This window comes from Kitasatospora sp. NBC_01300, assembly GCF_041435235.1.
GTDB lineage: Bacteria > Actinomycetota > Actinomycetes > Streptomycetales > Streptomycetaceae > Kitasatospora.
This window is the reverse complement of the sequence record NZ_CP108410.1, coordinates 189,193-214,099: the sequence shown is the minus strand read 5'-3', so window position 1 is coordinate 214,099 and position 24,907 is coordinate 189,193. Positions and strand designations below refer to the sequence as shown.

36 protein-coding genes are annotated in these 24,907 nt (G+C 72.6%); all 36 read left to right on the top strand.

Features of this window, described 5'->3' with window-relative positions; translation table 11 throughout:
- Nucleotides 1-1,718: 1,718 nt before the first annotated feature.
- The 36 genes from OG556_RS41035 (at nucleotide 1,719) to OG556_RS40860 (ending at nucleotide 24,809) form a co-directional block, all read left to right on the top strand.
- A complete protein-coding gene (locus tag OG556_RS41035; protein ID WP_331731837.1) occupies nucleotides 1,719-1,988 on the top strand; it encodes a hypothetical protein in 270 nt (89 codons plus the stop codon).
- Between the two features lie 83 nt (nucleotides 1,989-2,071).
- Nucleotides 2,072-2,446, top strand: a complete 375-nt coding sequence (locus tag OG556_RS41030) for a hypothetical protein (protein ID WP_331731834.1) — start codon at nucleotides 2,072-2,074, stop codon at nucleotides 2,444-2,446.
- 108 nt (nucleotides 2,447-2,554) lie between these two features.
- Complete coding sequence (locus OG556_RS41025; protein ID WP_331731831.1) at nucleotides 2,555-2,947, top strand: DUF6409 family protein; 393 nt, start codon at nucleotides 2,555-2,557, stop codon at nucleotides 2,945-2,947.
- Nucleotides 2,948-3,428: 481 nt separating this feature from the next.
- Nucleotides 3,429-3,845: a DUF6573 family protein gene (locus OG556_RS41020; protein ID WP_331731826.1), complete on the top strand. Its 417-nt coding sequence runs from the start codon at nucleotides 3,429-3,431 to the stop codon at nucleotides 3,843-3,845.
- A gap of 167 nt (nucleotides 3,846-4,012) precedes the next feature.
- Nucleotides 4,013-4,219, top strand: coding sequence for a hypothetical protein (locus OG556_RS41015; RefSeq protein ID WP_331731823.1), 207 nt, complete (start codon nucleotides 4,013-4,015; stop codon nucleotides 4,217-4,219).
- A gap of 87 nt (nucleotides 4,220-4,306) precedes the next feature.
- Complete coding sequence (locus tag OG556_RS41010; protein ID WP_331731820.1) at nucleotides 4,307-4,639, top strand: hypothetical protein; 333 nt, start codon at nucleotides 4,307-4,309, stop codon at nucleotides 4,637-4,639.
- Between the two features lie 137 nt (nucleotides 4,640-4,776).
- A complete protein-coding gene (locus OG556_RS41005) occupies nucleotides 4,777-5,241 on the top strand; it encodes a hypothetical protein (protein WP_331731817.1) in 465 nt (154 codons plus the stop codon).
- 83 nt (nucleotides 5,242-5,324) lie between these two features.
- Nucleotides 5,325-5,582: a hypothetical protein gene (locus OG556_RS41000; RefSeq protein ID WP_331731815.1), complete on the top strand. Its 258-nt coding sequence runs from the start codon at nucleotides 5,325-5,327 to the stop codon at nucleotides 5,580-5,582.
- 186 nt (nucleotides 5,583-5,768) lie between these two features.
- Nucleotides 5,769-6,035, top strand: a complete 267-nt coding sequence (locus tag OG556_RS40995; RefSeq protein ID WP_331731812.1) for a hypothetical protein — start codon at nucleotides 5,769-5,771, stop codon at nucleotides 6,033-6,035.
- A gap of 154 nt (nucleotides 6,036-6,189) precedes the next feature.
- On the top strand, nucleotides 6,190-6,714 hold the full coding sequence (locus OG556_RS40990) for a hypothetical protein (RefSeq protein ID WP_331731809.1): 525 nt from the start codon (nucleotides 6,190-6,192) through the stop codon (nucleotides 6,712-6,714).
- Between the two features lie 96 nt (nucleotides 6,715-6,810).
- Nucleotides 6,811-8,652, top strand: a complete 1,842-nt coding sequence (locus OG556_RS40985) for a ParB N-terminal domain-containing protein (protein ID WP_331731806.1) — start codon at nucleotides 6,811-6,813, stop codon at nucleotides 8,650-8,652.
- A 67-nt stretch (nucleotides 8,653-8,719) separates the two neighbouring features.
- Entirely contained in the window at nucleotides 8,720-8,950 is a 231-nt protein-coding gene (locus tag OG556_RS40980; protein ID WP_331731803.1) for a hypothetical protein, read from the top strand.
- Nucleotides 8,951-9,248: 298 nt separating this feature from the next.
- Nucleotides 9,249-9,434: a hypothetical protein gene (locus OG556_RS40975; protein WP_331731800.1), complete on the top strand. Its 186-nt coding sequence runs from the start codon at nucleotides 9,249-9,251 to the stop codon at nucleotides 9,432-9,434.
- 107 nt (nucleotides 9,435-9,541) lie between these two features.
- Complete coding sequence (locus OG556_RS40970) at nucleotides 9,542-9,772, top strand: hypothetical protein (protein WP_331731798.1); 231 nt, start codon at nucleotides 9,542-9,544, stop codon at nucleotides 9,770-9,772.
- A 187-nt stretch (nucleotides 9,773-9,959) separates the two neighbouring features.
- Nucleotides 9,960-10,814 carry a hypothetical protein gene (locus OG556_RS40965; protein ID WP_331731795.1) on the top strand — a complete coding sequence of 285 codons (855 nt, stop codon included), beginning with the start codon at nucleotides 9,960-9,962 and terminating at the stop codon, nucleotides 10,812-10,814.
- A gap of 48 nt (nucleotides 10,815-10,862) precedes the next feature.
- Nucleotides 10,863-11,087 carry a hypothetical protein gene (locus tag OG556_RS40960; protein ID WP_331731793.1) on the top strand — a complete coding sequence of 75 codons (225 nt, stop codon included), beginning with the start codon at nucleotides 10,863-10,865 and terminating at the stop codon, nucleotides 11,085-11,087.
- Nucleotides 11,088-11,187: 100 nt separating this feature from the next.
- Nucleotides 11,188-11,682, top strand: a complete 495-nt coding sequence (locus tag OG556_RS40955; RefSeq protein ID WP_331731791.1) for a hypothetical protein — start codon at nucleotides 11,188-11,190, stop codon at nucleotides 11,680-11,682.
- Nucleotides 11,683-11,796: 114 nt separating this feature from the next.
- Entirely contained in the window at nucleotides 11,797-12,477 is a 681-nt protein-coding gene (locus tag OG556_RS40950; RefSeq protein WP_331731788.1) for a hypothetical protein, read from the top strand.
- Between the two features lie 94 nt (nucleotides 12,478-12,571).
- Nucleotides 12,572-13,015 carry a hypothetical protein gene (locus OG556_RS40945; RefSeq protein ID WP_331731785.1) on the top strand — a complete coding sequence of 148 codons (444 nt, stop codon included), beginning with the start codon at nucleotides 12,572-12,574 and terminating at the stop codon, nucleotides 13,013-13,015.
- A gap of 193 nt (nucleotides 13,016-13,208) precedes the next feature.
- Complete coding sequence (locus OG556_RS40940) at nucleotides 13,209-13,361, top strand: hypothetical protein (protein ID WP_331731782.1); 153 nt, start codon at nucleotides 13,209-13,211, stop codon at nucleotides 13,359-13,361.
- 82 nt (nucleotides 13,362-13,443) lie between these two features.
- Complete coding sequence (locus tag OG556_RS40935) at nucleotides 13,444-13,920, top strand: hypothetical protein (RefSeq protein ID WP_331731779.1); 477 nt, start codon at nucleotides 13,444-13,446, stop codon at nucleotides 13,918-13,920.
- A gap of 126 nt (nucleotides 13,921-14,046) precedes the next feature.
- Nucleotides 14,047-14,538: a hypothetical protein gene (locus OG556_RS40930; protein WP_331731776.1), complete on the top strand. Its 492-nt coding sequence runs from the start codon at nucleotides 14,047-14,049 to the stop codon at nucleotides 14,536-14,538.
- Nucleotides 14,539-14,687: 149 nt separating this feature from the next.
- Nucleotides 14,688-14,993, top strand: coding sequence for a hypothetical protein (locus OG556_RS40925; protein WP_331731773.1), 306 nt, complete (start codon nucleotides 14,688-14,690; stop codon nucleotides 14,991-14,993).
- Entirely contained in the window at nucleotides 14,990-16,414 is a 1,425-nt protein-coding gene (locus OG556_RS40920; protein WP_331731770.1) for a hypothetical protein, read from the top strand. Before OG556_RS40925 ends, OG556_RS40920 begins: the two co-directional genes overlap by 4 nt.
- A 73-nt stretch (nucleotides 16,415-16,487) precedes the next feature.
- Nucleotides 16,488-16,685 (top strand): hypothetical protein, encoded by a 198-nt coding sequence (locus OG556_RS40915; protein WP_331731767.1) that lies wholly within the window; start codon nucleotides 16,488-16,490, stop codon nucleotides 16,683-16,685.
- A gap of 76 nt (nucleotides 16,686-16,761) precedes the next feature.
- Nucleotides 16,762-17,034: a hypothetical protein gene (locus OG556_RS40910; RefSeq protein WP_331731764.1), complete on the top strand. Its 273-nt coding sequence runs from the start codon at nucleotides 16,762-16,764 to the stop codon at nucleotides 17,032-17,034.
- A gap of 85 nt (nucleotides 17,035-17,119) precedes the next feature.
- Nucleotides 17,120-17,734: a hypothetical protein gene (locus tag OG556_RS40905; RefSeq protein WP_331731761.1), complete on the top strand. Its 615-nt coding sequence runs from the start codon at nucleotides 17,120-17,122 to the stop codon at nucleotides 17,732-17,734.
- A gap of 89 nt (nucleotides 17,735-17,823) precedes the next feature.
- A complete protein-coding gene (locus tag OG556_RS40900; protein WP_331731758.1) occupies nucleotides 17,824-18,759 on the top strand; it encodes a hypothetical protein in 936 nt (311 codons plus the stop codon).
- Between the two features lie 204 nt (nucleotides 18,760-18,963).
- A complete protein-coding gene (locus OG556_RS40895) occupies nucleotides 18,964-19,704 on the top strand; it encodes a hypothetical protein (RefSeq protein WP_331731755.1) in 741 nt (246 codons plus the stop codon).
- Nucleotides 19,701-20,267: a hypothetical protein gene (locus tag OG556_RS40890; RefSeq protein ID WP_331731752.1), complete on the top strand. Its 567-nt coding sequence runs from the start codon at nucleotides 19,701-19,703 to the stop codon at nucleotides 20,265-20,267. The genes OG556_RS40895 and OG556_RS40890 overlap by 4 nt, the downstream gene beginning before the upstream one ends.
- 140 nt (nucleotides 20,268-20,407) lie before the next feature.
- Entirely contained in the window at nucleotides 20,408-20,686 is a 279-nt protein-coding gene (locus tag OG556_RS40885) for a hypothetical protein (protein ID WP_331731749.1), read from the top strand.
- Between the two features lie 158 nt (nucleotides 20,687-20,844).
- Entirely contained in the window at nucleotides 20,845-22,272 is a 1,428-nt protein-coding gene (locus OG556_RS40880; protein ID WP_331731745.1) for a phosphoadenosine phosphosulfate reductase family protein, read from the top strand.
- 127 nt (nucleotides 22,273-22,399) lie between these two features.
- Entirely contained in the window at nucleotides 22,400-22,813 is a 414-nt protein-coding gene (locus tag OG556_RS40875) for a hypothetical protein (RefSeq protein WP_331731742.1), read from the top strand.
- Nucleotides 22,814-22,975: 162 nt separating this feature from the next.
- On the top strand, nucleotides 22,976-23,110 hold the full coding sequence (locus OG556_RS40870; RefSeq protein ID WP_331731739.1) for a hypothetical protein: 135 nt from the start codon (nucleotides 22,976-22,978) through the stop codon (nucleotides 23,108-23,110).
- 57 nt (nucleotides 23,111-23,167) lie between these two features.
- Nucleotides 23,168-23,665, top strand: coding sequence for a hypothetical protein (locus tag OG556_RS40865; protein ID WP_371523319.1), 498 nt, complete (start codon nucleotides 23,168-23,170; stop codon nucleotides 23,663-23,665).
- An 88-nt stretch (nucleotides 23,666-23,753) separates the two neighbouring features.
- Nucleotides 23,754-24,809, top strand: coding sequence for a hypothetical protein (locus tag OG556_RS40860; protein ID WP_331731732.1), 1,056 nt, complete (start codon nucleotides 23,754-23,756; stop codon nucleotides 24,807-24,809).
- The last annotated feature ends 98 nt before the right edge of the window (nucleotides 24,810-24,907 follow it).

The window sequence follows — 24,907 nt, the reverse complement described above, 5'->3', positions numbered from 1 at the left end:
TACCCCCGGCCTCCGGCCGGGGCGGAGCCTCCGGCTCCGTGGTGCGGGGGTGACGGCTCCGCCGTCACCGTGCGTGGTGCCCGGGGGCCCCCGGGCTCCGCCCGGGGGGTGGGGGTGGTTGGAATGCGGCTCCGCCGCATTCGTTGGGGGGTGCGGGTGTGGTGGTGGGGGTGGCGTTGACGTTTCACCGCGTTTCCTTGGTTGGGGCCCTTCCCTGGGGGTTGCCGGTCGGGGCTCCGCCCTCGACTGGAATGCGCGTTGACGATTCACCGGAATTCCTTGGACCGGCCCTTTGCCGTGAATTCGGGTGAGAGGCCGGAGGCCGGGGCGCAGCGCGGGAGGGCCGGAGGCCGGCGCCGGGGGCCGGCGCCGGGGCCGTGACGGGCCTGGACGGGGCACGGGAGGCCCGGGGGCGGGCGCGGGCACCACGGGCCGGGGTGAACCCTCCACGGGCCCGTGACGGGCCGTCCTCGCCCCCGGGGTGGGGAGGCCGGGCTCCGCACCGGCCGGACCGGACGCGCACCCCGGGGAACGGGCCAGGCCCAGGCAGGCCCGGAAACGCCCCGGACGGGCCCCAGCGGCCCCACGGCGCCCCCTCCGGCCGCAGGCCCGCAGAGAGCCCTCCCCGGGACGCCAGAGGGCCACCAGGCCCCCGGGCACGGCAGGGCTCCGCCCCGCACGGCGCGCACCCCACCGGGACGACCGCCACCGGCCACCAGGACGACCGGGCCAGCCACCGACCGCCCGGGCGCAGCACCGGCCACCCCCACGGACAGGGCACCACGGGCGAGCACCGACCGGCCACCGGCACGGCAGGCACCAACCGGGCTCCGCCCCGGACCACGGAGCAGCAGACGCCACCACCCGCCACCCGGGGCCGACCGGCCACCGCCCGGGCACCACCCGACACCACCACGGCCACCGGCCAGCCCGGGCGCACCGCTGGCCGGAGACCGGACTCCCACCCACCACCGAGACGAGACACCAGCACAGCCACCCCGGGCACCGGGCACAGCACCGAGCCCACCGGCACCGCCTGACGACCGGGCGCAGCACCGACACCGGCACCACCACCAACAACCCACCCACACACGGCAGTTCACACACCCACCCACACACCCGGCTCCAACACCCAGACAAACCAACCCAGTTGAGAACACCCCACCACCGGCACCAACACCGGCCCGACGACAGCGCGCAGCACCGGCCACCGGCCACCCGCCGGACGACAGCCCACCGACACCGGCCACCCCCCACCACCACCCCAACCAACCGCGACCGGCAACAGCCGGACGCACACCAAAAACCCAACAGCACGCCGCAGGCGCAAACCCCAACCGACAAACGACCAACTACTTAAAAGAGAAAGGAAAGGGGTTGTCGGAATTTCCGACGCCCCAGAGAGGTCCCCTGACCTGCACGAATGCAGGAATGGCATATGCGACGAGGTGTCCACAAGGCAACTCATAAGGCAACTCACAAGGCACCCCATAAGGCAACTCACAAGGCAACTCACAAGGTGCAGGACGAAAGGGGCCGCCAGACCCGCACCCTGGGGTGCGGCCTGCAAGGCCGCACCCTCACGGGGACACGCCCAGATCAGAGGCCGCGCCACTTCCCAAGCATGGCTCAAGTCTGATACTGTTGTCTTGTTGGACCGGGGCAGGCGCCCCGGCCCGGCACCCCTTCGAACCAATCCCGAGACAACGGAGACGCCGATGAAGGTTCCTGTTCTTCCGTCCGAGCTGCTGGTCGAGATGATGATCATCGAGGCCGATTACCAGGGCGCGCGGGAAGTCCTGACCAATCTGCGCAACCGACGGGCGAACGCCCTGTACAAGCTGTGGCGGCACTACAAGAACCCCAGCATCATCGCGGCGAGCCTTCCGACCACGGTCAAGAAGGAAACCGTCGAGGCCGCCGTCCTGAAGATGGCCCCGCCGCAGGACTTCGAGCTTCTGGAATTGTTCGAACTCTCCCAGGTGTGACCGAACACCCGGGCAGTAGGTGGCACTACAGCCCGGGCAGAACCCCCCTTCGAACCAAATCGCAGAACAACCAAGGAGAAGAAATGGCCGCCGAGATCACCACGGGCAACAAGAAGAACCACCGGGGCGAGTTCGAGTTCATTTACATCAGCGCGGTTCGCGGCGTCGGCGCGAAGGTCGAGGCGGTCATCCCGGGCGCAACCGAATGGATGCTCTCGGTCGCCACGCAGACCGACGGATACGGCGAGGTCGTGGAATTCTGGGAGGTTATCGGCCAGGAGCTCCGGGACGACAAGATCAAGCGTCGGGGCAAGCGCAAGGCGCAGCAGCTGGCCAAGGCTCGCGAGGCTTTCGCCGCTCTGGTTTCGGCGGTTGAGTCCGCCGGTGTGAACGAGATGGAGAAGGCCGCGCGTTCCGTTCAGCGCGCGTGGTCGCTCGGCTGGGCCGGGGTGAACTAAGCACCCCTCTAGCGTGATCTGAGTCCAATACTGTTTTCTTGTTGCCGGGGTGGCCCGTCCACCCCGGCTCCCTCCCCCCGTAAGCCCAGCCCGAGAGGTCAGCCCGCCATGTCCACGAGCACCGCGCCGAGCACCACCGCCACCGCCTACCAGGTCGGCGACATCGTCCAGGCCCCCTACTGGCAGCGCGGCCAGATCACCGGCCACCGGCGCGCACTCGTGATCGGGCTGTACGCGGACAGCACCGGGCCGGGGGCCGGCTACCGGGTGTGGTTCTACACGATCGGTAAGCCGAGGTTGGAGCCGGACGGCCCCAACACCTTGGCCGGAGTCTTCCTGCGCGAGATCAGCAGGGTTGGGGACATCTACGGCATGTCCGAGCGCCAGATCAGCGAGATCACGCGCGCGGCGCGGACCCACGACCACACGCACGCGCTCGCGGTGAAGGCCGAACAGTTCTGGCGCAGGCTCAAGATCGCCCGAAAGTCCGAGCAGAACTGAAATCCTATATTCGAGAGGTTGCGAGAATGTTCGGAATTGCTTGTTCTGAATGCGCTTCCATTGCCTCATATCGCGCAAATCCCGGCGCGTTCTTCGAATGCCTCAAATGCTGCCACGAAGTAACTTCCGAAGATCTCCACCTAGAACCCTGGGAGATTTGGACGGTAGACAGGAGTGGAATTCTCGGATTCGTTATCGACCCCGCCGAATCGCTTCGCGAAATGTCCAACGCGATTGACGACTACATGGGAGCTGGTCACGATCCCATGGGAGAATTGGAATCCTTGCGGAGTTTCCGGGATGCCACTTTCAATCTCCAGGGGGCTTTGGAGGCAGGCATCCCGTACCCGATCGCGAAAGTGTGACGCTGCGCCACGCTTCACAGCGTGACTCAAGCATGATATTGTTCTCTTGTTGGGCCAGGCAAGAGGTACAGCCCACCCGGCACCCTTCGGACCAGATGCACGGAAGGTCACACACGATGACGAGTTTTGCGGACCTGTACGGCGAGCCCATCCACCAGTACACCCGGGCCGACGCTCTCAGGGACGGCGCCCTACTGGCGGTGCCCCAGGAACTCGCCCAGGAGGCCGGCTGGCGGTGGCCCGTGGCGCTGACCGCCGCCGCATGGGGCGACTGCGTCGCATGGAGCGACGAGGACAACGAGCGCCACCCCGGACACGGCCAGTCGGAGACCGGCCGACTGTGGGACGTGCTCCGCATGGCGTTCCACGCGGTGCGCAGCGCGAACCCGGGCGTCCAGGGGGTTCCGTTCGAGGTTCTGCGGATTCCGGCCGACGGCCCCAGTCGGGCGACCCGGGCGAAGCTGGCGATCCACTGCGGCCCGGGGGACGCGGGCGAGCCCGTGATCACGATCATGCAGCCGGACGAGGACTGACCGACTCCGGGAGTCCGCCGCCCGCACGACCAGGCGGCGGGTCCGGTGGGCAATCCCGCTTCACTTCATGGCTTGAGTCTGATAGAGTTCTCTTGTTGGCAGGCGGTGGGGCGGCACCCCCACCGCCGGGCCGACACCCTTCGAACCAGCAACCCAGGAGTCACCCGATGGCCCGAACCGACAACACCCGCCCCAAGGCCCTGACGCGCCAGGACCGCCCCTGGCTGCCGGTGGGCGCGATGTCCGGCGACCGCCGCAAGCCGGCCCAGCGGGCGGCCCACAAGCAGGACCGCCGCGCGCTGCGGCTGGCCCTGCGGCAGCAGGCGGAGCCGCCGCTGCCCCAGCGTCGGCGCGTGGACTGGGACGTCCACTAGCCCGCCCCCTGCCCGGTCCCGCCGCCAGCGCGCAGCGGGACCGGGTCACGGCCCCCTCACCTCTCGAATCACGCTCAAGGAGAACCGATGTCGAACGCCACCACCGACCAGGCCATCACCGACCAGACCGCCGCCGACCCGGCCGCGCTGCTCCCCGGGCTCCCCGACCCGACCGGCGGGGACGGGTACGACTGGATGGAGTTGGTCGACGAGGCGAACAGCGGTTGGCGGGTCGTGTCCGGGCTGAAGGACGGTCGGTTGCTCGGTGAGTGGCCGTACGTCATCGTAGTGATCTACCGCGACAAGGAGCAGGGTCTGTACGGGGTCGCCACCTACACGGAAGGCGACATCGAGGTGAGCGGCTTCACCGAGCGCCCCGCCTACGTCAAGGCGCTGTTGTCGCACGTGGTCGAGGACTGACGGCCCCAGGCGCAGCGTCGAGGGGTCGATTCCCGCTCGACATCGTGGCTTGAGTCTGATATAGTTCTCTTGTTGGCAGGCGGTGGGGGTGGCACCCCACCGCCGGGCCGGCGCCCCCTTCGAACCGAGGAGCCCGAATGAACCGCACCCCCGCCCCTGACGCCCTGTTCGCCGTGAAGTGGAACGACGCCGAGGGACGCACGACTCCCACCGTGAGCATCGAGGGCCCCGAGTTCGTGATGAACATGTTCGGACTGGAGGAGGTGCCGACCGGGCAGGTGCAGAACCGCTACCCGGCCCACCTCCTGGGCGGGCGGCCGGTCATCACGGCGACCCCGATCGAGCTGGAGTGGCGCGACCTCACCCGGGAGGAGGCCGCCGAGCAGGCCGCGAAGATCACCGGGACGTGGTGGAGCACCGTTCCGGGCGGCCACCCGCTGAACCAGGAGAGCTCCACCGCCTACGACATGGGCCAGACGGTGACCCTGCTCGCGGCCGAGGGAAGCCCCGTCGCCATCAGTGAGCACGTCATCGGCCTGATGTACATGGGCGAGCCGTGGCTGTTCGTCTCCGAGAACACCCCGGCCGCCTGGAACGGCTGACCGAAGCCGCCGGGGCGGCGCGCGCAAGCGCCGCCCCGGCGCCGTGCCCGTCCCACCCTTCGAACCGACCCGCAGGAGCCATCGTGAACGCCAAGATCAGAACCGGGACCGACTGCAAGAACTGCGCGCAGCCCGTCACCTACGACAGGACGCGTTCGCCCGGGTGGCAGCACGCCGCCCAGGCCGCCACGGAGGCGGTCCCGGGTGGCTGCACGACGGCGGCTCCTCAGCAGTTCTGCGAGCTGTGCGGCAAGCCGGTCACCTTCTGGCAGGACGCTTGGGCGGACAACTCGGGTTGCCGCCCGTGCGGCAACTACAACCGCTACTCGCTGGGGGACTGAGCGCGGGCGGAGTGCCTGGCCGGCCCGGGGCGCTGCGCACCGACCCGGGGCGGCACGGACACCGGCCGAAGGGCCGGGAATCCCCCCTTCCAATCATGGTGCAAGTCTGATAGAGTTCTCTTGTTGGGACGAAGGGGCGGACACCCGCCCCGGAGTCAGCCGCCGAGCAACACCAGGAGACGCCAGGTGAGCACATCGCCCCGCGCGAGGATCAGCCTCCGCAGCCCCTCCGTCGCACCCGTCCCGCACGGGAGGCCCGTCGACAGCAGCGGCGCCGGTGGGGCGCTGCGCCCCTTCGCCGAGTACCTGCGCCAGGTCGCCGACGACCTGGAGGCGGGGCGGCCGGCCAACGTGGCCGCGCTGCGCAGCGCCGTGGACGACCTTGAGGGGGCGCTGCGGGCGGCGCAGCGGGCCGGGACGGTCGGCCCGGTGGGCGGACCTGAACGCGGGTGAGCCGGGGCCCGGGCGGGCGCCGGACCCGCCCGGGCCCGGAGGGGACTGAAACCCCCTTCCGATCATGGTCAAAGCATGATAGAGTTCTCTTGTTGGACCGGGGAGGCGCTCCGGCCCGGCACCCCTTCGAATCAGACCCGCAGGAAGGCCCACGATGCGCACGATCACCGTCCACCAGGAAGCCGCCGCCGCTCTCGCTCCGCTCGCGTTCGGGGAGTTCACCGTCAAGGTGTGGGAGGACGGCGGATACCTGGCCGGCTGGCAGCGCACCGTGCCCGGCTGCGCCTGCCTGGTGATCGTCTGGCCGGAGAACATGTTCAACGAGCCCGACGCCCCGGCCGAGTTCACCCCGGTCGGCCCGTGGTCATACTCCGGTGTGTTCGACGTGGCCACCGCGGAGGGGTGCCGTAACCCCGGCGACTGGACCAACCCCGCCAACCGGGACGGCCACCGCACCCCGCATCACGCTCTGTCCGAGGGCATGGACGAGCACCGGGCGGTGTGCGCCGAGTTCCGCCAGGCCATCACCCGCTGCCTGAACTGCGGCGACGCCATGCAGGAGCACGGCCACCCGGACAGCTTCCTGGGCTGCGAGGACTTCCGCCCCGGCAAGGAGCCCGGCCGCCGTGACTGGGAGATCCAGCGCGAGGAGCGCGGACTCTGGGTCCCCCGCGACTGAACCACCCGCCGGGGCGGCGGCAGGCACCGCCGCCCCGGCCCGCAGCGCCCGCGCTGCGCCCCTTCGAACCAGCGATTCCCGAGGAAGGACCACACAGTGACCAGGACCAGGACCAAGGCCGTTGCCGAGCCCGCCGAGCAGCCGGTCAAGACCAGCGGTATCGAGTACTTCGAGTTCCTCGCCTCCGGACTCATGGTGGACCCGTTCAACCACCGCCAGGGCAACGTGGCGCCCCCGTCCAAGGAGCTGAAGGCCAGCGTCGCGCTGGTCGGCGTCCAGGAGGTTGTGGGCGTACGCAGGCAGGCCGACGGGACGTGGGGGGTGTTCAAGGGACGCCGGCGACTTCTCGCCGCCCAGGAGGCCGCCGAGAAGGCCAAGGCCAAGGGCATCGACGAGAAGACCCTGCCGAAGGTCCCCGCGCTGATCCACCACGACCTGACCGAGGCCGACGACGAGACGCTTCTGCTCTCCCTGCTGGAGAACCAGTTCCGCGAGAACGCCACCAAGGACGACGAACTGAAGGTGGCCGAGCAGCTGGCCTTCATGGACGTGCCGGAGGAGCGCCGCCGCCGCCACGCCAAGACCCTGGGCGTCTCGCTCACCCAGCTGAAGGCCGCCAAGGGGGCGGCGCAGCTGAGCGAGGAGGACAAGCGCCGGGCGAAGGTCAGCGATTTCGACTGGGTCGAGATGGACCAGTGGCACCGGCTCGGCGGCGGGCAGGAGACGTTCCGGCGGCTCACCCGCGCCAAGGAGCAGGACGGTCGGTCGGACAAGCCGACCAACGGAGCGTGGCGGCAGGCGGTCCAGGCGATCAAGGACGAGCAGGCCGAGGCGCAGAAGCGGCAGGCTGTGGTGGACGAGCTGCGCGCGGCCGGGGTGGCCGTGATCGAGCAGCCGTGGCGGTGGTGGGACACGGAGGCCCGGCCGCTGTCGCACCTGCTCACGTCGCTGGGCAAGCCCATGACGGCCGAGATCCACACGCAGGTCTGCCCGAGCCACGGCGCGACCGTCGACCCCGACACGCTGACGCCGGTGTACGTGTGCACCAACTGGCGTGCCGAAGGCCACCAGCTCACCGAGCAGTACGCCGAGGAGCTGGAGAAGGCGGGCAAGGTCCCTGTCGACCCCGAGGCCGAGAAGGCCAAGGCGAAGGCCACGCGGGAGGGCAACACCGCGTGGCGCTCCGCCCGGACCGTCCGGCAGGAGATGCTGCGCGCGGCGATCGCCGACAAGAACCTGCCGGAGGCCGCCGACGAGCTGACCGAGCGCACCGTCATGGGCCGCAAGACGTGGTGGTTCAAGTCGGTGGCGTCCGCCCGGACCGAGGTGACCGCCGCCCTGCTGGGCGTGCCCGACCCGAACGAGGGGCGCAGCCAGTGGGAGCGGCTGGAGGACCCGTTCGAGGAGCTGATCAACAAGGGCCCGAAGTCGCGGCGCAAGCACCGCATGTTCGCTCGGGTGGCCGCCGCGATCGAGACCCACGTCATGGCGGACAAGGAGTGGCCGAAGCCGACCGAGGACATGGTCACCTACCTGCGGCTCCTGGAGAAGGAGTTCAGCTACGTGCTGTCCGAGTCCGAGCGTCAGGCCATCGCCGAGTACGAGAGCAGCACGAAGCCCGAGGATGCGGACGACGCCGGGAGCGAGCCGACCGAGGCCCAGGAGGCCGAGGCGCGGCCCGACGTGGCCAGCGGCCAGGCCGACGGCGGAGAGGCCGGGGCGGACGGCACCGGCGACGGCACCGAGGCCGCCGAGGTCGAGGAGGCTGGCCCGGTCGAGGCGCAGCCCGATGTGGCCGACGGCGGAGACGCCGGGGCGGCCAGCACCGAGGCCGACGCGCAGTCAGGCCCGGAGGTTGCGGCGGGCGAGGTGGCCGAGGGCCCGGAGCGGGCCGAGGTGGAACAGCAGCCGACCGGGGACGCCCCGGCCCAGGGCTGACAACGAGGGTGGGGGTCGGGGCCGCAGGTGCGGCCCCGACCCCGGCCCGACCTGAGAGGAGAGGTACGTGGAGCAGGCCGAGGAGGTAGCCGGCGAACTCTTCACCGCGCTGCTGAACGAGACCGGTCAGTGGGCCGACGACGACGAGCAGGGGTGGGTGGAGCGGCTTCGGGAGATGCCGCCCGCCGTGGCGCTCACGGCCATGGAGGAGTCGAACTGTCTGCCCGGCCAACTGGCCGGGCCCGCCGCCGCCGCGCTGCGCTTCCTGGCGCCGCACGTCTACGGCACTACGGGCTGAGCGTCTGGCCCGGGCCGGGAAGACGAACGGCGGTCCGCCCCGCCATAAGGCGAGACCCCCTGTCGAGATGACAGCAGGCTGGCGCGGACCGCCATCGGCGGCAGGTTTCGACGCTGCCGCATCCCTTCGAACCAGTCTCACAAGGAGCGCTGGCGCGAGGCTTCAGGATAGCGCGGCGGGGGTTCGGTCCGTGACGGGTGGATCACGCTTGAATGCGTGGCTTAAGCCTGATATAGTTCTCTTATTGGCACGGGGCGGCGCCCCGGCCCCCCTTCGAGCCACACCCCAGGGAGATCCGATGAACGATCCGGCAGCGACGACCACCGACGGCCCCACCGCCGAGGCTGGCAGGCCCGCTTGGAAGGCCCTTCCCCCGCACGCCTACACCGCTGCGCCGCGCGCCACACAGGTCTCCCTGTTCGCCATCGGGGACGACCGGTTCGGCACCCCGTCGCTGCTCGACGACGCCCAACCGCTGTTCTGACCGCCCGCGGCCGGACTGCCCACCAGCGACCGCACCCCCTTCGCGAGCACCATCCGCCCGGCCCTACCGCTCCGGCGGTGCGGCCGGGCGGAGAGGAGATCACGACCATGGCCCACCCGATCAACAGCGAGACGCCGTACAACGAGGCGTCGATCCTTGCCCCGCCCCTCGCCCGTACCACCACCACCGAGGACCTGACCGTCACCACCACCGTCACCGGCGCAACCCTGGTGGTGGAGCGGATGGTCGAGGGGTGGGACGGCCCCGTCACCGAGGCCCGCACCTACCCAACCAGCGAACGCGCCCTCTCCGCCGCCGACGCGTGGCACCGGAACTGACCACCACCGCCCCGCCCCGAGGGCCCGTGACCCGGCCCGCCGAGTCGCACCAACCCGGTGGCGTCTGCACTCACGGGTGGCGAGCTCCACCCGCCCGTCGGGCCGGGGCGCTGCGCCCCGGCCCGACGACCCCGCTGCGCCCCGGCCGACCGCCGGGGCGCTCACCCGGACCGAAGAAGGGACCGACATGGAGATTTCACCGCGCTGGGAGAAGCTCGGCGACGAGTTCGCCGCGCTCGGTCAGCAGGTGGCTGCCGCGCTGAACGCTCTCGAACCCGAGCGGCGCGGCTGGACCCACCGCCGCGAGAACAACGCGTACGGCTCGGTGGCGCTCGCGCATCCGGCCGGCTGGCAGTTGCACATCTGGCGGGAGAAGGCGCACTGCAAGGGCGCATCCGGCCAGCGGCTGACGGTCAAGGGCATCGTGCCGAGTGAGTACCGGGGCCGGGCGCAGCACCGGATCACCGTCGCTGGCGACCGCCGGCCCGGGGACATCGCGCGCGACATCGCGCGGCGCCTGCTCCCGGGGTACCGGGACACGGCGACGAAGGGGTTCGAGCACCGCGACCAGGAGCAGGCCGCCACCCGGGCCCGGGTGGCGGCATTCGCCCGGCTGCGCGAGGCGCTGCCCGCGCTGACCACCGGAGCGAGCAGCATCGAAAGCGGATACGGGCTGTTCTACCGGGGGCACGCCCGGGTGTCCGACGGTCGCGGGGGCACACGGAGGAGCGAGCACAGCGCCCACGCCTCCGGGTCGGTGCGGCTGTCGTTCGACGGGTCGACCGGTTCCATCAGGGCGGACGAGGTGCCGCTGGAGTTGCTGGTGGAGTTCCTGGCGCGGCTCAACGCCGGATCGCAGGCACTGACCGGAACGGTGATGCCGCGCGAGCTGGAGACCGCTCTGCGCGAACTGGGCTGGGCACCGCGCGTCATCCCGGGCGAGGTGGTCACCGGGGGGCCGACGGGCGGCGGGGAGCAGCGGCCGGTGGCTCCCGTGGCCGGGGGCGGGACGGTCGCGCCTGCCAACGTGATTGAGAGCTGATATAGTTCTCTTGCTGGCAACGGAGGCGCCTTCCACTGGAGGAACCACATGAACGTGAAGCGCGGATACGCCTGGGGGATCGGCGGCGACGAGTACCTGCTGATCCCCGGCTCGGCCTGGGAGCGGCCGGCACTGGCCGATGCGCCGCAGGGGGCCGTCCGTCCGGACCACCCCCGCGTGGACACCCTGGCGCTGGTGGAGCGGTTCTGGCACGGGGGTGTGAGCGGCGACGGCTACGTGCACCGCATCGTCGAGGTCGTCCCGAACGCCTGACCCCGCAGCACTCGGAGCTTCACCCACGCCTCCCGGGGGTGGCGGCCGGCACCCGCCGCCCCCGGATCCCCTTCGAACCACGCACCGACCTGGAGACACGATGCAGCTCTCCCTTCTTCTCGCCAGCCCCGGGCGCCCGACGGTCCGGATCGGCCCCTTCGACACCAGGGTCGCCGCGGACCAGTTCCGCTGCGGTCTGGGCGGCCAGCTCCACACCACGCCCCACCCCGAGGGCCTGGACATGACCATCGCCCCGTTCGACCCCCGTGAGCCGCACCTGACCGCCTCCCTGCCCCAGGACGCCCGGGCGCTGGTCATGCTGACGCTGGACCACCCCGCGGAACCCTTCCCCCAGCTGTACACCCGTCTGAGGGCCGAGCACGGACCCGACGACGCGGAGGACGTCTGGGAGGAAGTGCAGGCGATGGCCGCCGACTTCTGCCAGGCCCGCCCGGACGGCGCACCCGGCCCCTGGTGCGCGCTGCCCGTCGACCACCCGTCGGTCGTCCACGTGGATCGCAACGGATACGGCTGGCTGGACAGCTTCGAGCACCCGCGCACGCCCGCAGTGTTCCTGGCCGACCGGCTGACCTGACAGGCCGTTGCCCGCACCGGGCACGGCCCGCACCAACCTCTGCCCGTGACGGCGGCTGGCCCCGCCGTCACGGGCCCCCCTTCGAACCGGACACCGAACCGAGGAGACACCACCGTGCGCACCCACCAGCCCACCGCCGCCGACCAGGCCCGCAAGATGGTCACCGCCGCCCTGCTGGGGGCCGGGCTGCTCCCGACCTCCCTCCACCCGGATGAGCCCTGGCGGGGCCGCACCACCGGGTTCCTGGTGCGGGGCGACGAGAAGGCCCTGACGGTCAGCCGGCACCCGCTGCCGCTGGACCGCCAGGCCCGCGACACCTACCACCGCGCCCTCTACGCCGGAGCGGTGGCGGCCGACGCCGCATGGCGGTTCGAGGACGGCCCCGAGGGCTCCCTGGTGGTGCGCCCCGGTACCACGGGGTGGGCCGGGCCGATGACCACGCTCGGGCCGCTGACCGCCCTGGCCGCCGAGGAGCTGGAGACGGCGCTCACCGGCGAGGCGTTCGAGGTGTGGGCGGACACCGCGACCGGGCGCACCGTCGTCCCGGTGGGCAACTCCCGGGTGACGACCCTGGACATGCTCCGGCGGGACCTGAGGAAGGGGCGCACGGTGGCCGCCGACGCCCAGGGCGTGATCACGGTCGACGCCCACGGCTTCCGGGGCGACCCGTACCGCGTGTACGTCAACGCCGTCCCCGCCTCCTGGACCGGCGGCCTGTGCACGGCATGCGGCTGCACCCGCCGCGAGCACGGCGACCTCTACAAGCCCCTGTGCTGCGACGAGTTCCGGCGCTGACCCGCCCATGGGCGGCGGGCCCCGTCCCGCCGCCTCGCCGGGCCGCCGATACCGCGACAAGACCGATCGCCCCCAGTGGAAGGAGCCGGACACCATGCCCGAGCCGGAGCTGACCGACGAGCAGAAGACCCTGGCGCAGCAGCGGGCGCGGGTCCCTCGTACGCTGCGCCAGCTGCGCGGCTTTGTGGACCGGTTGGCCGGCCTGCCGGAGCGCAGCGCCTATGACGCCTATCTGCTGGCGTGCCTGCGCGCGGTCCTGCTGGAGCGGGAGGTGGATTCCGCCGTGTCCGGGCACTCGATCCACCCCGGGCTGCGTGTCGAGGGAAACGCCTGGCCGGAGGCGGACCCCGCGACCCGGTTCAGCGTGGCCCTGACCGGTGGCCGGGGGCGTCTGCTGAGGCGGGGGTTCCCGACGGCGCACGCGGCCCGCTGCGCGGCGGTCCACCTGGCCGAGGCCGCCGACTGGCGTCTGCCGACGGCGGAGTTCGGGGCGCAGCACCACGCTGCCGTGCTGGCCGAGGAGGCCCGGCCGGAGTAGCGGCCTCCCGTGCGGCCGGGACCGGCCGTACGGCGTCCGGTTGGGCCGATCGGGTGGGGGTGAAGAGAGGAGCGGAATTCCCGCCCAATCATGCTTGAAGTCTGATATAATTCTCTTGTTGGCAGGCGGTGGGGGTGGCACCCCGCCGCCGCGCCGACACCCCTTCGAACCACCAGCACCAGGAGGCACCGCCATGCAGCACCGCGACGACAACGAGCGCGCCATCCCGGCGATCCCCCGCCCCCGGCACGACGGCGAGAACACCCGCCCCGGCGGCGCGGCGAAGCCGCCGGCCACGCCGAGGCGCATCCCGGGCCAGCGCGGCCCGGACAGCCGCGAGAGCTGACCGACGAGCCAGCCCGGGGCGGCGGCCGACACCGCTGCCCCGCCCCCACCCCACCGGCCCACCAGGGGCAGGAACAGCAGCCATGCCCACAACCACCCCGCTCCGGAGCCAGCGGACGGCCGAGCTCCTGCGGATCGCACTGGACGCCGCCCCGCTCATCGCCGCGGCCACGGCGCAACTGCCGACCCACCGCGGAACCATGGTCGCGTTCGCCTTCCACCACGACGGCGTACAGGCCGTGTTCGCACAGGATCTGACCATCCCGGAGCGGCTCGCCGCCCTGACCATCATCGGCGGGGAGTTCGAGGCAGCGGACTGGGGCTCCAGCTACAGCGCCCGGTCGGCCCACCTGATCCACCCGCTACACCTGACCAGGCACGGCGGACCCGGGATCGGTCCGCTCACCCTCACGGCCGCACTGGCCGCCGACGGAGCCGACCCGGTGGGCCGCGCGCTGGACGCGGCGGGCCACGACCGCCAGGCCGCCGCGTGGCGCACGGCCGGCCACCCCGCCGCCCACGATCGGGAGCCCTTGAAGCACGATCGCCATCGTGATTGAAATCTGATGCAGTTCTCAGATTGGAATGCGGTTGCCTCGACCCCAAGGCAACCGGCCATCCCGCACGACGGCCCGGCCGCAATCGCGCGGCGGGCCCCGCAACCGACACACGAAGGAGGTGGCCGCATGGGCGGCTACTGGGAATCTCAGGGCGTCGTCTGGCTGGGCGAGCCCGTTCCGGCGGATCGGTTCACCGACGGTCCGTGGCAGACCGCCACCCCGGAGCAGACCGCCCTTCTGGTACCGGGGGAGGCCATGACCGCAGCGTGGGATCAGGCGTGGACCGGTTGGGACCGGGGGCTCGGCCTGCTTCTGCTGCTCCTGCCGAGCGAGGCTCCGGACACGGTGTCGGGCTTCGCCTGGAATCTCGAAGACTCCGGCGAGCCCGCGATGCAGCACTGGCAGCTCCTCCAGTGCCTCGACGACTTCGCCGCGCGGGCACCCGGCGCGTGCGCCGACATCTGGGGTGTCGGCGCGAGCTACGAGATCGCCATGTACCCGGAGGTGTTCGCCTACACCCCGGGCAAGGGCTTCTACCTCGAAGACCTGCCCATGCAGCAGGAGATCAAGCTGTTCCACCCGGCGCAGCGCCGGGTGGCGCTCTTCTCCGCCCCGTAGGCGCACGGGTCGCGCCTGGCCCGAACCCCGCGCGCACGGCCGACCCGGCCGGGCGCGCGGCCCCTCCGCGGGGCGGCGCGCGCCAGCGCCGCCCCGCCCCCGACGACCGCGCGCCGTCCCCACCCGACTCACCAAACCGGAGGATCACCATGTCCGTCCCCGCCATGACCACCACCCCGACCACCGCGTGCGACAACTGCGGCCACAGCCGCTGGACGCTGCACGTCACCGTCACCACGCGCAGTGCGGCCGCTGGAGCCATCGCGGTCGCCGTGCCCGCGCCGCCCGCCCTGGAGCTCCTGGTCACCTGCGGTACCTGCGGCGGGTGGCTCGACGAGAAGGACCCCGTCCACGACGCCCTCTACGCGCTGGTGGTCGACCGCTTCGCCCCGCAGGCGCCCGTCCGGCACGGGCGCCTGCGCCGGCTGCTGCGCCGCGCCGGGGCTCGCGCGTGAGCGGCGACCGCACCGGGCGCGGCCGTCGCACCGGAGCACGCGGGACGCCGCCCGAGGCGCGGACCAGCGCGGCGGCGCACAGTGGCTTCGCCGCCCTGCTGACCCGCTCGGGCGTCCCCGCCCGCGCTGTCCACCTGGGCGACGACTGGTCGGTCGGCGTCGACCTGACCATCGACGGCCAGCCGCACGACCTGTACCTGCGGCTGTCCGGCCGCGGCGGCGCCCTGTGGCAGATCGACGACCCGGACGGATTCAGCTCCTGCGGAAGCTGGCCGCCCGCACGCACCCTGGCGGCGGCCGCACAGAAGAACCTGGCGCGGCTGCGCCGGGCGATCGCGCGGCGCGGCGCAGCGGTCGGGCACCCCGAGCCCCTTCCCGGACCGGCCGCTCCCGGCCTGGGAACAGCCGCCCCCGAGGCGCACCCCGCCCTGCTCGCCGCCCGGGCCGTCCTGCACCGGGCAGGCCTGCGCCCCGAGCTGGAGGTGGAAGGACCGGAAGATGCCTGGCTCATGATCAAGGGGCCGCACGGGGTCCGGGTCGACGTCGTGGCCGAGCCGGAGGGCGGCGGCGGGGAGTCCGGCGGCCTGCGTGCCGTGCTGGTCTGCGCGCAGGGCTTCGAACAGCGGGAGCTGTACGACTCCCGGGTGACCCCCCTGCTGGTCGGCCCCCACCAGGCGAGCGACCGGACCGACGCCCACCACCTGACCAAGGTGGTGTTGACCGAACTGGTCCGGGAGGCGCTGGAGAACGACGCAGTGGCCGAAGGCGTCGAGGACTTCACCGTCACGGCGCACCCGCCCGCCGGCCACCGGCTGCACCACGACGTCGCCCTGCCCGCCGACTGCCGCCAGTGGGCGGTGCGCTCGGCGCTGGCCGCGCTGCGCTCGGCCGGCTGGCGCGTGCACCAGCAGCCGGCGGACGCCGACGGGCGGCCGGTGCTTCGCTTCGGTGACCCCGTCGGTCCGGGTGCACCGTTCAGCAACCTGGGCAAGGTCGACCAGGCGCTGTGGACGGCCGGGTTCGACCGGGTGCGCTACGGCAGCCAGGTGGACGGGTACGAACTCGGGTACCACGGGGACCACGGCGTCTACGTCGGCACGTACGGGCCCGGTGCGGGGAGTCCGGAGGGCGAGGAGCTGATCGAGGCGCTGACCGAGGCCCTGGTGGGCACGGGCGACTGGCGGGTGGAGCGGGCGGAGTACGGGGCCCTGGTGGTGACGGCGGTCCCGACGGCGGAGGGGGAGATCCGGACCTACGCGGTGCAGGTGAACCTGGACTTCCCGGCCCGGTCGCCAGAGGAGGCCGCACGGCTGGCCGTCGAGCCCCTGGTGGCGCACGGGCCGGGCGAGGTCGAGGTGTTCGAGACGCACGACGTGGACCGGAGGTGGGCCATCACGATTGCAAACGTTGCTGAGAGTTGATATAGTTGTCTTGTTGGTGAGGCCGGGAGGCCGATCCGCTCCCTTCGAACCGCTCCGATTCCCAGGAGGAACCGTGGACAGCAAGACGACCCCCACCCCCGAGCTCCGGACCTACGGCGTGCAGTGGAGCCGCGACTTCACCGCGACGTCGCCGGAGGACGCGGCGCAGCAGGCGGCGCGGTGGGTGGCGCAGAACGGGCTCGGCGACGAGGTCGAGATCACCGACGAGTCCGGCAACGGGGGCTGGGTGCCGGTCCCGGACCTGGACTGACCCGAAGTCAGCCCACCCGGGGGCGCGGCCCGCAAGGCCGCGCCCCCTCCGAACCGCCACCCACCCAGGAGAGAACGTGTCCCGCACCCAGACCCCGCAGGCCGAGAACGAGCAGCTGGCCGCCTACCCGACCGCCATCCAGGAGTCCATCCGGTCCGAGGCGGAGACCTGGTTCTACGGCCGGATCGAGCCCGCGATCGAGATGTACGAGTCGCACCGGAAGTGGGCCCTCATCCTCACGCCCGAGCAGCGCAGGTTCCACAAGTCGGGGGCCTGGTTCGCGAACCAGAACCTCAAGTGCGCGGCGATCGGCGTGGTGCAGCGGGAGCTGGGCGACCCGACCGACTGACCGCCCCGGGCGGCCCGCTGCGGCGGGCCGCCCGCCCCAGCCCCCGACCCACCGGCACCGAACCACCTCGACCTAGGAGCCCTTCGTGAGCACCACCACGACCACCACCACCCTGGCCTACCGCATCGGCGACGCGGACGCTGAGTGCCGACACCCCGTGATCATCGGCGACGACACCGAGAACCCCCTGGTGATCGGCCGGGCCTCCCGGTGGCACCGCAACTGGCTGGTCACGATGACCGGCGCCGACGGCAGCGAGATCGAGCACAACCTGAAGCGCCCCGCCAAGGGCGACAAGGGCGTGCACATGGCGGCCGCCTTCCTCGCCGAGCGGTACGCCGCCGGAGCCATCATGGCCATCCCGCTGGCCGAGGCCCAGGGCCAGGCCCCGCTGCCGATCGGCCCGGTCCCGCTGCTGCACCCCCGGATGGCGGTCAAGGAGCGCAACGACCGCAACATCGCGAGCGCCTTGAAGGCGTTCGCCGGACTGGCCGAGCACCACTGGCGGGCCTACGGCGGCTTCCCCGGCTCCGACAACCCCTGGTTCGTCCGGTGCGAGCTGTGCGGCTGGACCGGCCCGAAGTACTGGTCCCACCTTCGCGGCCGCAACGGCAACCCGCCCAGCATCGCCCGCCACCTGGGCGGCTGCGTCGGCGAGGACGAGATCCGCGAGCTGATCCCCGCCTACCGGCAGCAGTAGACGCCGCACCCGCCGCCGGGCCCGGAGCACCATCCGGGCCCGGCCCCCGACAGCCCGCCCCCGACCGTCCTTCCGCCCGGAGTCTCGCCATGCCGCAGCCCAACACCCTCTTCCCCGCCCTCGCCGACGCCTTGGCCCTCCACGTGACCACCGGCGCCCGCCGCACCCGGACCGACCTGCCGAACGGATACGCGGTCGCCGCCGGCTTCGGCCCCCACGGCCCCGCCGGCGACCTCCAGGCCGCCGTGTTCGCGCCCTCGCAGCAGGGCCCGACCCGGATCTGCAACGCCCGCTTCTCCCCCGGCACAGCGCTGCCCGCCGCCACGCGGCTACTGGCCCGAGCCGTCCGCGAAGCGCCCGCCGCGCCCTGCGCCCCGACCGTCCGCCCCGCCCTGGCGGACGTGGCTCGGCACCTGACGGTCGGCGCGCCGGAGCAGCGCCCCGACGAGCCCGGCCTGTTCGTCGAGTACGGCCATGCTACCGCGTGGCTGTGCGAGGGCCGACTGGGCGTCACGCTGGGCAGCGCGACGTCGGGCGGCAGCATCACCTTCTCAGGGCCATGGGACGCCGTGGCCGTGGCCGCGATGGTGGACTGCGCGCTGCTGGAACTCACCGACGCACAGGCCTTGGCGGCCGAGGTCTCCGCGTTGCTCCCGGCGCGCTGGAACCGGGTGCTGCACGACCAGTGGCATCCCGCTGCGGCCGTCGCGCTGCCCCGGCACTCCCCCGGGCCGGACGATCCGCTCGGCCGGAAGTTCTCCCGGGAGTTGATGGCCGCAGGCAGGGAACTCCTCACCCGCTGGCCCGACCTGGAGATGCAGCCCTTCTGCTCGAACGAGGGTGCGGCGGTGGCGCTGCGCGTCTCGCGCCGTGAGGCCCGGGTGCCAGAGCTGGTGAAGTTCGCCCGGCTGGTTCCGCCGCGGGCAGGGGAGCCGCCAATCAGCGTTCTCCACTCCGAGTACGTTCCCCCCGCCGTACGGGCCGCCCGCCGGGCAGCGCTCTTCGCAGGAGCCGGGCGGGAGTGACGCGGCCACCAAACGCTCTCCGATCCCGGCCGCGCAGAGACAACCGAACATGTCTAAAGCATGATACAGTTCTCTCATTGGTCGGGAGTGGCGGCCCCCAGGTCGAGTCCGGAGCACCCTTCGGACCCGGCCCGCTCCCTCCACGACGAACAGCCAGCAGGCCCCGCCGCGCACCGTCGGCGGACCGTCACCGATAGGACGACCATGCCCATCACCCACCCGCCGCTGTCCGCCGAGGACCTGCGCACCCTGGCCACGCACACCGTCTCGCACCTGCCCGTCAGCCACGGCCCCTGGCGAATGACCGACGCCCCCGACCGGCCCGACGTCGCCGCGGTGGTGGTCGAGGACGAGTCCCGCCGTGTGCTGCTCACCGCCGACGGCCAGGGCCTGGCCGTCCGGGCCTGGCCGGTCAACGGCACCACCGCACCGGCCGCGACCGCGATCGGCCGCAGGGACGCGACCGGGCGCACCGTCGCCTTGGCGATCGCCCGCAACCACCTGGGCCCGCAGCACCCCGCCCCGCTCAACGAGGCGCAGCGCGAGCGGCAGGAGCTCCGCGCGGTCGACGCCGTCACCGCGCGCATCCCGGCCGGAGCCGCCGAGGTGGCCGTCTCGCGCACCGACCGCTGGTTCACCGTCGATTGGAAGCACCGGGGCCGCGGGTTCAGCGTCCGGGTCGACGGGCCGCAGCGGGTGCAGACCGAGGTCGGCGGACTGTCGCTCGACGCCTTGTCGGCGGCGCTGGACACCGCCCTGCGCACGAGCAGAGGACACCCCGTGACCGACGAACAGACCCCCGGCGGGGCCCCGCAGGCACCGCGCCCGCGCTTCCACCGGTGCGACGACTCCTGCCGCCCCGTCCCCGGAACCCCGTCCGAGGATGGCGACGCCACCGGCGGCGGCCCCTACCTCCCCGGCTCCGCCATCGAGGGGGCCTGGTGAACGCCTCCGCACTGCCGAGCCCGCGCAGCTTCTTCCTCACCCTGGCCGCCGAGCACATCCCGGCCGGACTCGGGGGACGGCAGGAGTTCGACGCCGCCGGCGATCTCGTCGCGATGCGCTGGGACCCCCCGGCCCTCGTGGACGACGCGACGATCCGGCGGGCGCTGGCCGCGCTGCGCCGCTCGGGCTGGGCGTTCCGACAGGAGGCCGGCGGGGAGCACGGCGGCCGGGTGCTGCGGCTGGACGCCCGCGCCGCGGCCGTCGAGTTCGCCGACACCCCGGGCGGCCGGGTGGACGCCCTGCTGTGGCGCGCGGGATTCGACCGGTACCGCTACGGCACGCCGGTGTGGGGGTACCACTGGGACCACCTGTTCGGCGACCCGACGGAGGGCAGCGCCTACGTCACAGTCCACGGGCCCGGTAGCGGGTCGCACGCCAACGCCCGCCACCGGCGGGAGCTGACGGACGCGATGGTGCGGACCGTGGAGGCCGCCGAGGGGTGGCGGACGCTGCGCCCGGAGTGCCTGGACCACGCCTTCCACGCTCTGACGCCGGAGTACTGACCAGGACGCCGCCGCGCGGCGCCAGGCCGGCGGGCGAAGGGGGAGAGCGAAGGCACTAGACGAACGTGTCTTTGGCCTGATATAGTTCTCTTATTGGAAGCCGGGGCGGCCCGGCACCCCCGAACCGAAACGAGGACGCCATGGACAACCCCGCGGACCTGGACGCCGCCTTCGAGCCGGACACCGACCTGGACGAACTCGGCACCACGCAACTGCACGCCGTCATGGTGGAAGCCGTACGGACCCTGCCCGAGGACCACCTGGTCGCCCGGGTGTGGCAGCGCTTGAACGACATCCTCACGGCGGGCGGCATCGAGTGCCTTCCCGACGCCTGGGACAACCTGCCCTTCTGCCAGCACGCCACCGCGGAGGAGGCCGAGCGCTGCTGCCTGGCGCTGCCCGAGCCGACGGCGTCCTGATGCTCGGGGCCGTCGGCGGCATCGCCGTCGGCCGCCCCGGACGGGCAACTGCGGCGAGGTCGCGCCTGGCAGCGCGGCCCCGCCGATCCCTTCGAACCATCCGGCGGCACCGCGGCCTGTCGAGCCCACGGTGCCGCCCGCACGGGAGGACCATCCGCATGACGAACCAACTCGCCCTGTTCGAGGCGCCGGCGCCGGTGGCGGCCGGGCGCCCGTGCATGGGCGCGGCGCTCCCGCCGGCCAAGCGGGCGCCCCGGACCCGCCTGGCCCGGATCGGGGAGGACCTGGACCGAGCGGCCCGGCTGATCGCCGAGCACGGGCTCTCGCCGGACAGCTGCGCCGAGCCGCCGCCCGCACCCACCGGGACCGGGGCCCGCTCCCGGCAGCCGGAGCACGGGGCCCTGCACCCGGTGGGGGCGATCTTCCTGGCCGCGCACGCGGCCGAGACGCCCCGCAAGCCGGTGGAGGACCCGGTGCGGGCGGGCGCTGCGGCGGACCGGGTCTGGGCGCGCTGCGACGAGGCGCTGCGCTACCTGGCCGACCGCCTTGACCCGGCGCTGGGCCGCGGGGCGGTCGAGCGGATCGCCGGGTGGGTGGCGCAGCCGGGGACCGGGCTGCAGGAGGTGCTGGCCGAGCTGACGCGGGCCGCCCACAAGGCCCGGCCGTTGCCGAAGGTGCCCATCGGGTACGTCGAGTTCAACCCGAAGCGCCACGGGCCGGAGGGCTACGACTGGATCGTGGTGGCGTCGAGCGGGGGCAAGGACTCCCAGGCGATGCTGGACGAGGTGGTGCGCAGCACCGACGCGGCCGGGGTGCCGCGCGAGCGCATCGTGGTGGTGCACAACGACCTGGACGTGACCGACTCCGGGGAGAGCGTCGAGTGGCCGGGCACGATGGAGCTGGCCAGGGAGCAGGCCGAGCACTACGGGCTGCGGTTCGTGACGCTGCGCCGGCCGCAGGGCGGGCTGTGGCGGCAACTGTTCCAGCGGCGCATGTGGCCGTCGAGTTCGGCCAGGTGGTGCACGAGTGATCAGAAGTCGGCGCAGGCCTTGAAGCTGCTGACCGCGCTGGTGAAGGAGTCGCGGCGGGCAGGGGTGCGGGGCCGGCCGGTGCGCATCCTGTACTGCCTGGGGCTGCGGGCGCAGGAGTCGGCGGGCCGGGCCAGGAAGGCGCCGATCGCGGTCGACCGCTCCGCCTCCAACGGGCAGCGGACCGTGGTGCGGTGGCACCCGATCCACGACTGGAGCGAGCGGCAGGTGTGGGAGCGGATCGCCGAGACCGGGGTCCGGTACCACTCGGCCTACGATGCGGGCATGGAGCGGCTGTCCTGCTCGCTGTGTGTGCTGTCGAGCGGGAAGGACCTGGTGTGCGCGGCGCGGCTGCGCCGGCCGCTGGCGGTCGAGTATGCCGGGGCGGAGAGCGAGATCGGGCACCGCTTCCAGGACAAGCGGTCGATGGCCGAGGTCCTGGCCGAGGCCGACCGGCTGAACGCCGCCGAGGGTGAGCTGCGCTGGGAGCGGGGGGACGCGCTGCGCCGCCACGTCGGGGAGGAGGCGGCCGCCGCGTACCTGGCGCTGGCCGCGTAAATCACGCCACAAAGTGGGCAAGGCATGATATAGTTCTCTTGTTGGCAGGCGGTGGGGGCGGCTCCCCCGCCGCCGGGCCGACGCCCCTTCGAGCCAGCAGCGGCCCCGGCCGCAGAACGGAGCCCCCGTGAACCAGCCCGCCCCCGCCGAAGCCACCGCGCCCCGCCCGGGCGTCTTCCCTCCGAGGATGATCAACGGCTGCGAGGTCATCGCCGTGGTCTCCGGAGCCAGCATCATCGAGCACCCGCTGGGGTTCATGGTGTACCGAGGCTTCCGGATCGGAACCCGCAAGACCATCGAGGGCGCCACCGCGCTGGCGGAGAAGGACGCCCCGGCCACGACGCCGACGGAGGCCGAGACTCTGGCCTGGTGCCAGCAGCGCGCGCACGCGCTGATCACCTATCACCCGCAGCTCGACATGTCGTACTGCCGCTGCGGCGAGCGCCAGGTGCCGGGCGAGCAGCCGATGGACTGGCGGGCGAAGCGGGAGCTCTTCCACACCTGCCCGCCGGACGGGCAGTGCCGCTGCTACCTGCCGTGAGACCGCCACGGCCCCCGGTCCCACCCCGCCCCGGGGATGCGACCGGGGGCCGGAAGCACCAGCCACGGACTTTCGTCGACGAAACCGACCGGGACACCACCGCCCCAACACCCTCTCCCTTCGAACCAGCCGGCGGCCGAGCGGCCCCGGAGAGGAGTACTCGTGTCCGAATTCCCGCGCGCCCGGATCGCGGAACTCGTCGCCCTTCTGGGCGCACCGTGGCGATTGGACAACTGCCCGTACAACATGGACGACGAGCGCCAGTTCGTGACGGACGGCCGCGGCCGGGGCTTCTGAATGAGCATCGACCGCAGACAGCTGGACCGGGAGCCGACGAGGCCTCACGGTTACCGGGTGAACGTCTGGGGCCGTTACCCGCAGATCCCGGGCCACTTCTTCACCGACGAGGGCCGCCCGAAGGTCGGGTTCGACCTGTCGCGCCCGCTGGCCACCTTGGCCAAGGACATGCGGCGGCGGTTCCTGCCGCAGTTCGAGGCGGCCTACTCCCGGGCCGTGGACGAGTTCCACGCCCGCACCTCCGCCGCCGACAAGCGCACGGCTGTGGCCAGGGCCCTGCTGGACCGCTTCCCGCAACGGGGCTGGGAGGGGGAGATGCGCCCGGGGGTGCACCGGGTGTGCGTCGACCTGGAACCGCACCCGGGGGCGAGCGCCGACCTGGAGGTCAGGCAGGCCGGCGAGGTGGTCGACGTCCAGCTGCGCAACGTCGACCCGAGGGATCTCGAAGCCCTGTGGGCACTGTTCGAGCGACGGCGGGCCGAGCGGATCGCCTCGGCGTTCGACACGCCCGCCCCGGTGGACCTGGCCACGCTCGACACCGTGCCTCAGGCATGATACAGTTCTCCTATTGGGCCGGGGTGGCGGCGGCACCGCCACCCCGGCACCACACCCCTTCGAACCAGTCCGATCCGAGGAGCTGACCATGCCGCACAGCACCGCCGCCGACCCCCAGCCCACCCCCACCGAGAAGGCGGCCGAGCCTCCCCGGCCCACGTACGCGGTGCTGAACGCGGTGATCACCGACGGCAAGGGCGGCGAGGAGGTGCTGCGCCTCGCCATGCCGTCGGAGCCGTTCGGCACCGCCGCCTGGCAGATGTGGACCGTCGGCCTGTACCTCGCCCGCCTGCACCGCCACCAGGTGCAGCCCAGCGCGGCGACCCTGCGCGCCCACCTGACGTCCGGCGTGATGCCGTTCCCCACGCCGACGATGAGGTTCCCGTACGGGCTGCTGCACGACTCCCGCCCGACGCTGATCCTCGACCTGGAGCTCGACCCGCTGGACGCCAGCGGCTGGCCCAAGACCTCCCTGGTCGTGATCGAGCAGGAGGTCAAGCCCCTCGGCTGGACCCGCGTCCGACGCTTCCGCACCCTGCGGGCCACGACGAAGGCCGTCTGGGAGGAGCTCGACGACGAGTGCTCGCGACTGGCCGGGAAGAAGAAGGAGCAGCCGGAACTGTTCGAGCTGGCGGACAAGCTCTACCAGCAGGCCGGCACGATCCACCAGCGTGCGCTGGAGAGCGCGGCCCCGCTGCTCGGCGGGGCCGTCCGTGAGGGCCTGCGCGCCGAAGGGGAGGAGCGGGAGCGGCTGATGGTGGAGCTGGAGGAGTTCTGCGGGCGGGACGCGCCGCTACCCGAGGATGAGGCCTCGGCTTCTCCGGTGCAGACCGTCACCGGGCACCTTGAGCGAGCCCCGGAGGCGCTGGCGGACGGCACCGCCCGGCTGCACGTCCGGTTGGCCGGGGCGTGCGGCACGGCGTCCTGGCGCGCGGACCGGCCCTCCGTGGTGATCTGCACCGCCCGGGGAGCGGCGGCCCGGGGGGCGCTCGTGCTCAGGCCGGGGATTGCCGTGGTCGTGGTCGGCCGAGCCGGCACGGCCACCTACCAGCACGAGGGGGACATCCGGCGACGGGCCGACACCTTCGAGGTGCTCCACATCGGTGTGGACCTCCCTCCGAGCCGCCCGGCCGTGGCGGCCTGACGCCTAATCAGGAGAATGGAGAATCAGGAGCGATGGGCACCCGTATCCCGCGCAACGCCACGAAGGTCTACTACGCCACCGAGAGCGTGTTCCGAGAC

Coding starts and splice junctions, on each gene's coding strand:
- OG556_RS41035 (WP_331731837.1), top strand. CDS start 1,719: ATGAAGGTTCCTGTTCTTCCGTCCGAGCTGCTGGTCGAGATGATGATC.
- OG556_RS41030 (WP_331731834.1), top strand. CDS start 2,072: ATGGCCGCCGAGATCACCACGGGCAACAAGAAGAACCACCGGGGCGAG.
- OG556_RS41025 (WP_331731831.1), top strand. CDS start 2,555: ATGTCCACGAGCACCGCGCCGAGCACCACCGCCACCGCCTACCAGGTC.
- OG556_RS41020 (WP_331731826.1), top strand. CDS start 3,429: ATGACGAGTTTTGCGGACCTGTACGGCGAGCCCATCCACCAGTACACC.
- OG556_RS41015 (WP_331731823.1), top strand. CDS start 4,013: ATGGCCCGAACCGACAACACCCGCCCCAAGGCCCTGACGCGCCAGGAC.
- OG556_RS41010 (WP_331731820.1), top strand. CDS start 4,307: ATGTCGAACGCCACCACCGACCAGGCCATCACCGACCAGACCGCCGCC.
- OG556_RS41005 (WP_331731817.1), top strand. CDS start 4,777: ATGAACCGCACCCCCGCCCCTGACGCCCTGTTCGCCGTGAAGTGGAAC.
- OG556_RS40990 (WP_331731809.1), top strand. CDS start 6,190: ATGCGCACGATCACCGTCCACCAGGAAGCCGCCGCCGCTCTCGCTCCG.
- OG556_RS40975 (WP_331731800.1), top strand. CDS start 9,249: ATGAACGATCCGGCAGCGACGACCACCGACGGCCCCACCGCCGAGGCT.
- OG556_RS40970 (WP_331731798.1), top strand. CDS start 9,542: ATGGCCCACCCGATCAACAGCGAGACGCCGTACAACGAGGCGTCGATC.
- OG556_RS40965 (WP_331731795.1), top strand. CDS start 9,960: ATGGAGATTTCACCGCGCTGGGAGAAGCTCGGCGACGAGTTCGCCGCG.
- OG556_RS40960 (WP_331731793.1), top strand. CDS start 10,863: ATGAACGTGAAGCGCGGATACGCCTGGGGGATCGGCGGCGACGAGTAC.
- OG556_RS40955 (WP_331731791.1), top strand. CDS start 11,188: ATGCAGCTCTCCCTTCTTCTCGCCAGCCCCGGGCGCCCGACGGTCCGG.
- OG556_RS40945 (WP_331731785.1), top strand. CDS start 12,572: ATGCCCGAGCCGGAGCTGACCGACGAGCAGAAGACCCTGGCGCAGCAG.
- OG556_RS40940 (WP_331731782.1), top strand. CDS start 13,209: ATGCAGCACCGCGACGACAACGAGCGCGCCATCCCGGCGATCCCCCGC.
- OG556_RS40935 (WP_331731779.1), top strand. CDS start 13,444: ATGCCCACAACCACCCCGCTCCGGAGCCAGCGGACGGCCGAGCTCCTG.
- OG556_RS40930 (WP_331731776.1), top strand. CDS start 14,047: ATGGGCGGCTACTGGGAATCTCAGGGCGTCGTCTGGCTGGGCGAGCCC.
- OG556_RS40925 (WP_331731773.1), top strand. CDS start 14,688: ATGTCCGTCCCCGCCATGACCACCACCCCGACCACCGCGTGCGACAAC.
- OG556_RS40900 (WP_331731758.1), top strand. CDS start 17,824: ATGCCGCAGCCCAACACCCTCTTCCCCGCCCTCGCCGACGCCTTGGCC.
- OG556_RS40895 (WP_331731755.1), top strand. CDS start 18,964: ATGCCCATCACCCACCCGCCGCTGTCCGCCGAGGACCTGCGCACCCTG.
- OG556_RS40885 (WP_331731749.1), top strand. CDS start 20,408: ATGGACAACCCCGCGGACCTGGACGCCGCCTTCGAGCCGGACACCGAC.
- OG556_RS40880 (WP_331731745.1), top strand. CDS start 20,845: ATGACGAACCAACTCGCCCTGTTCGAGGCGCCGGCGCCGGTGGCGGCC.
- OG556_RS40860 (WP_331731732.1), top strand. CDS start 23,754: ATGCCGCACAGCACCGCCGCCGACCCCCAGCCCACCCCCACCGAGAAG.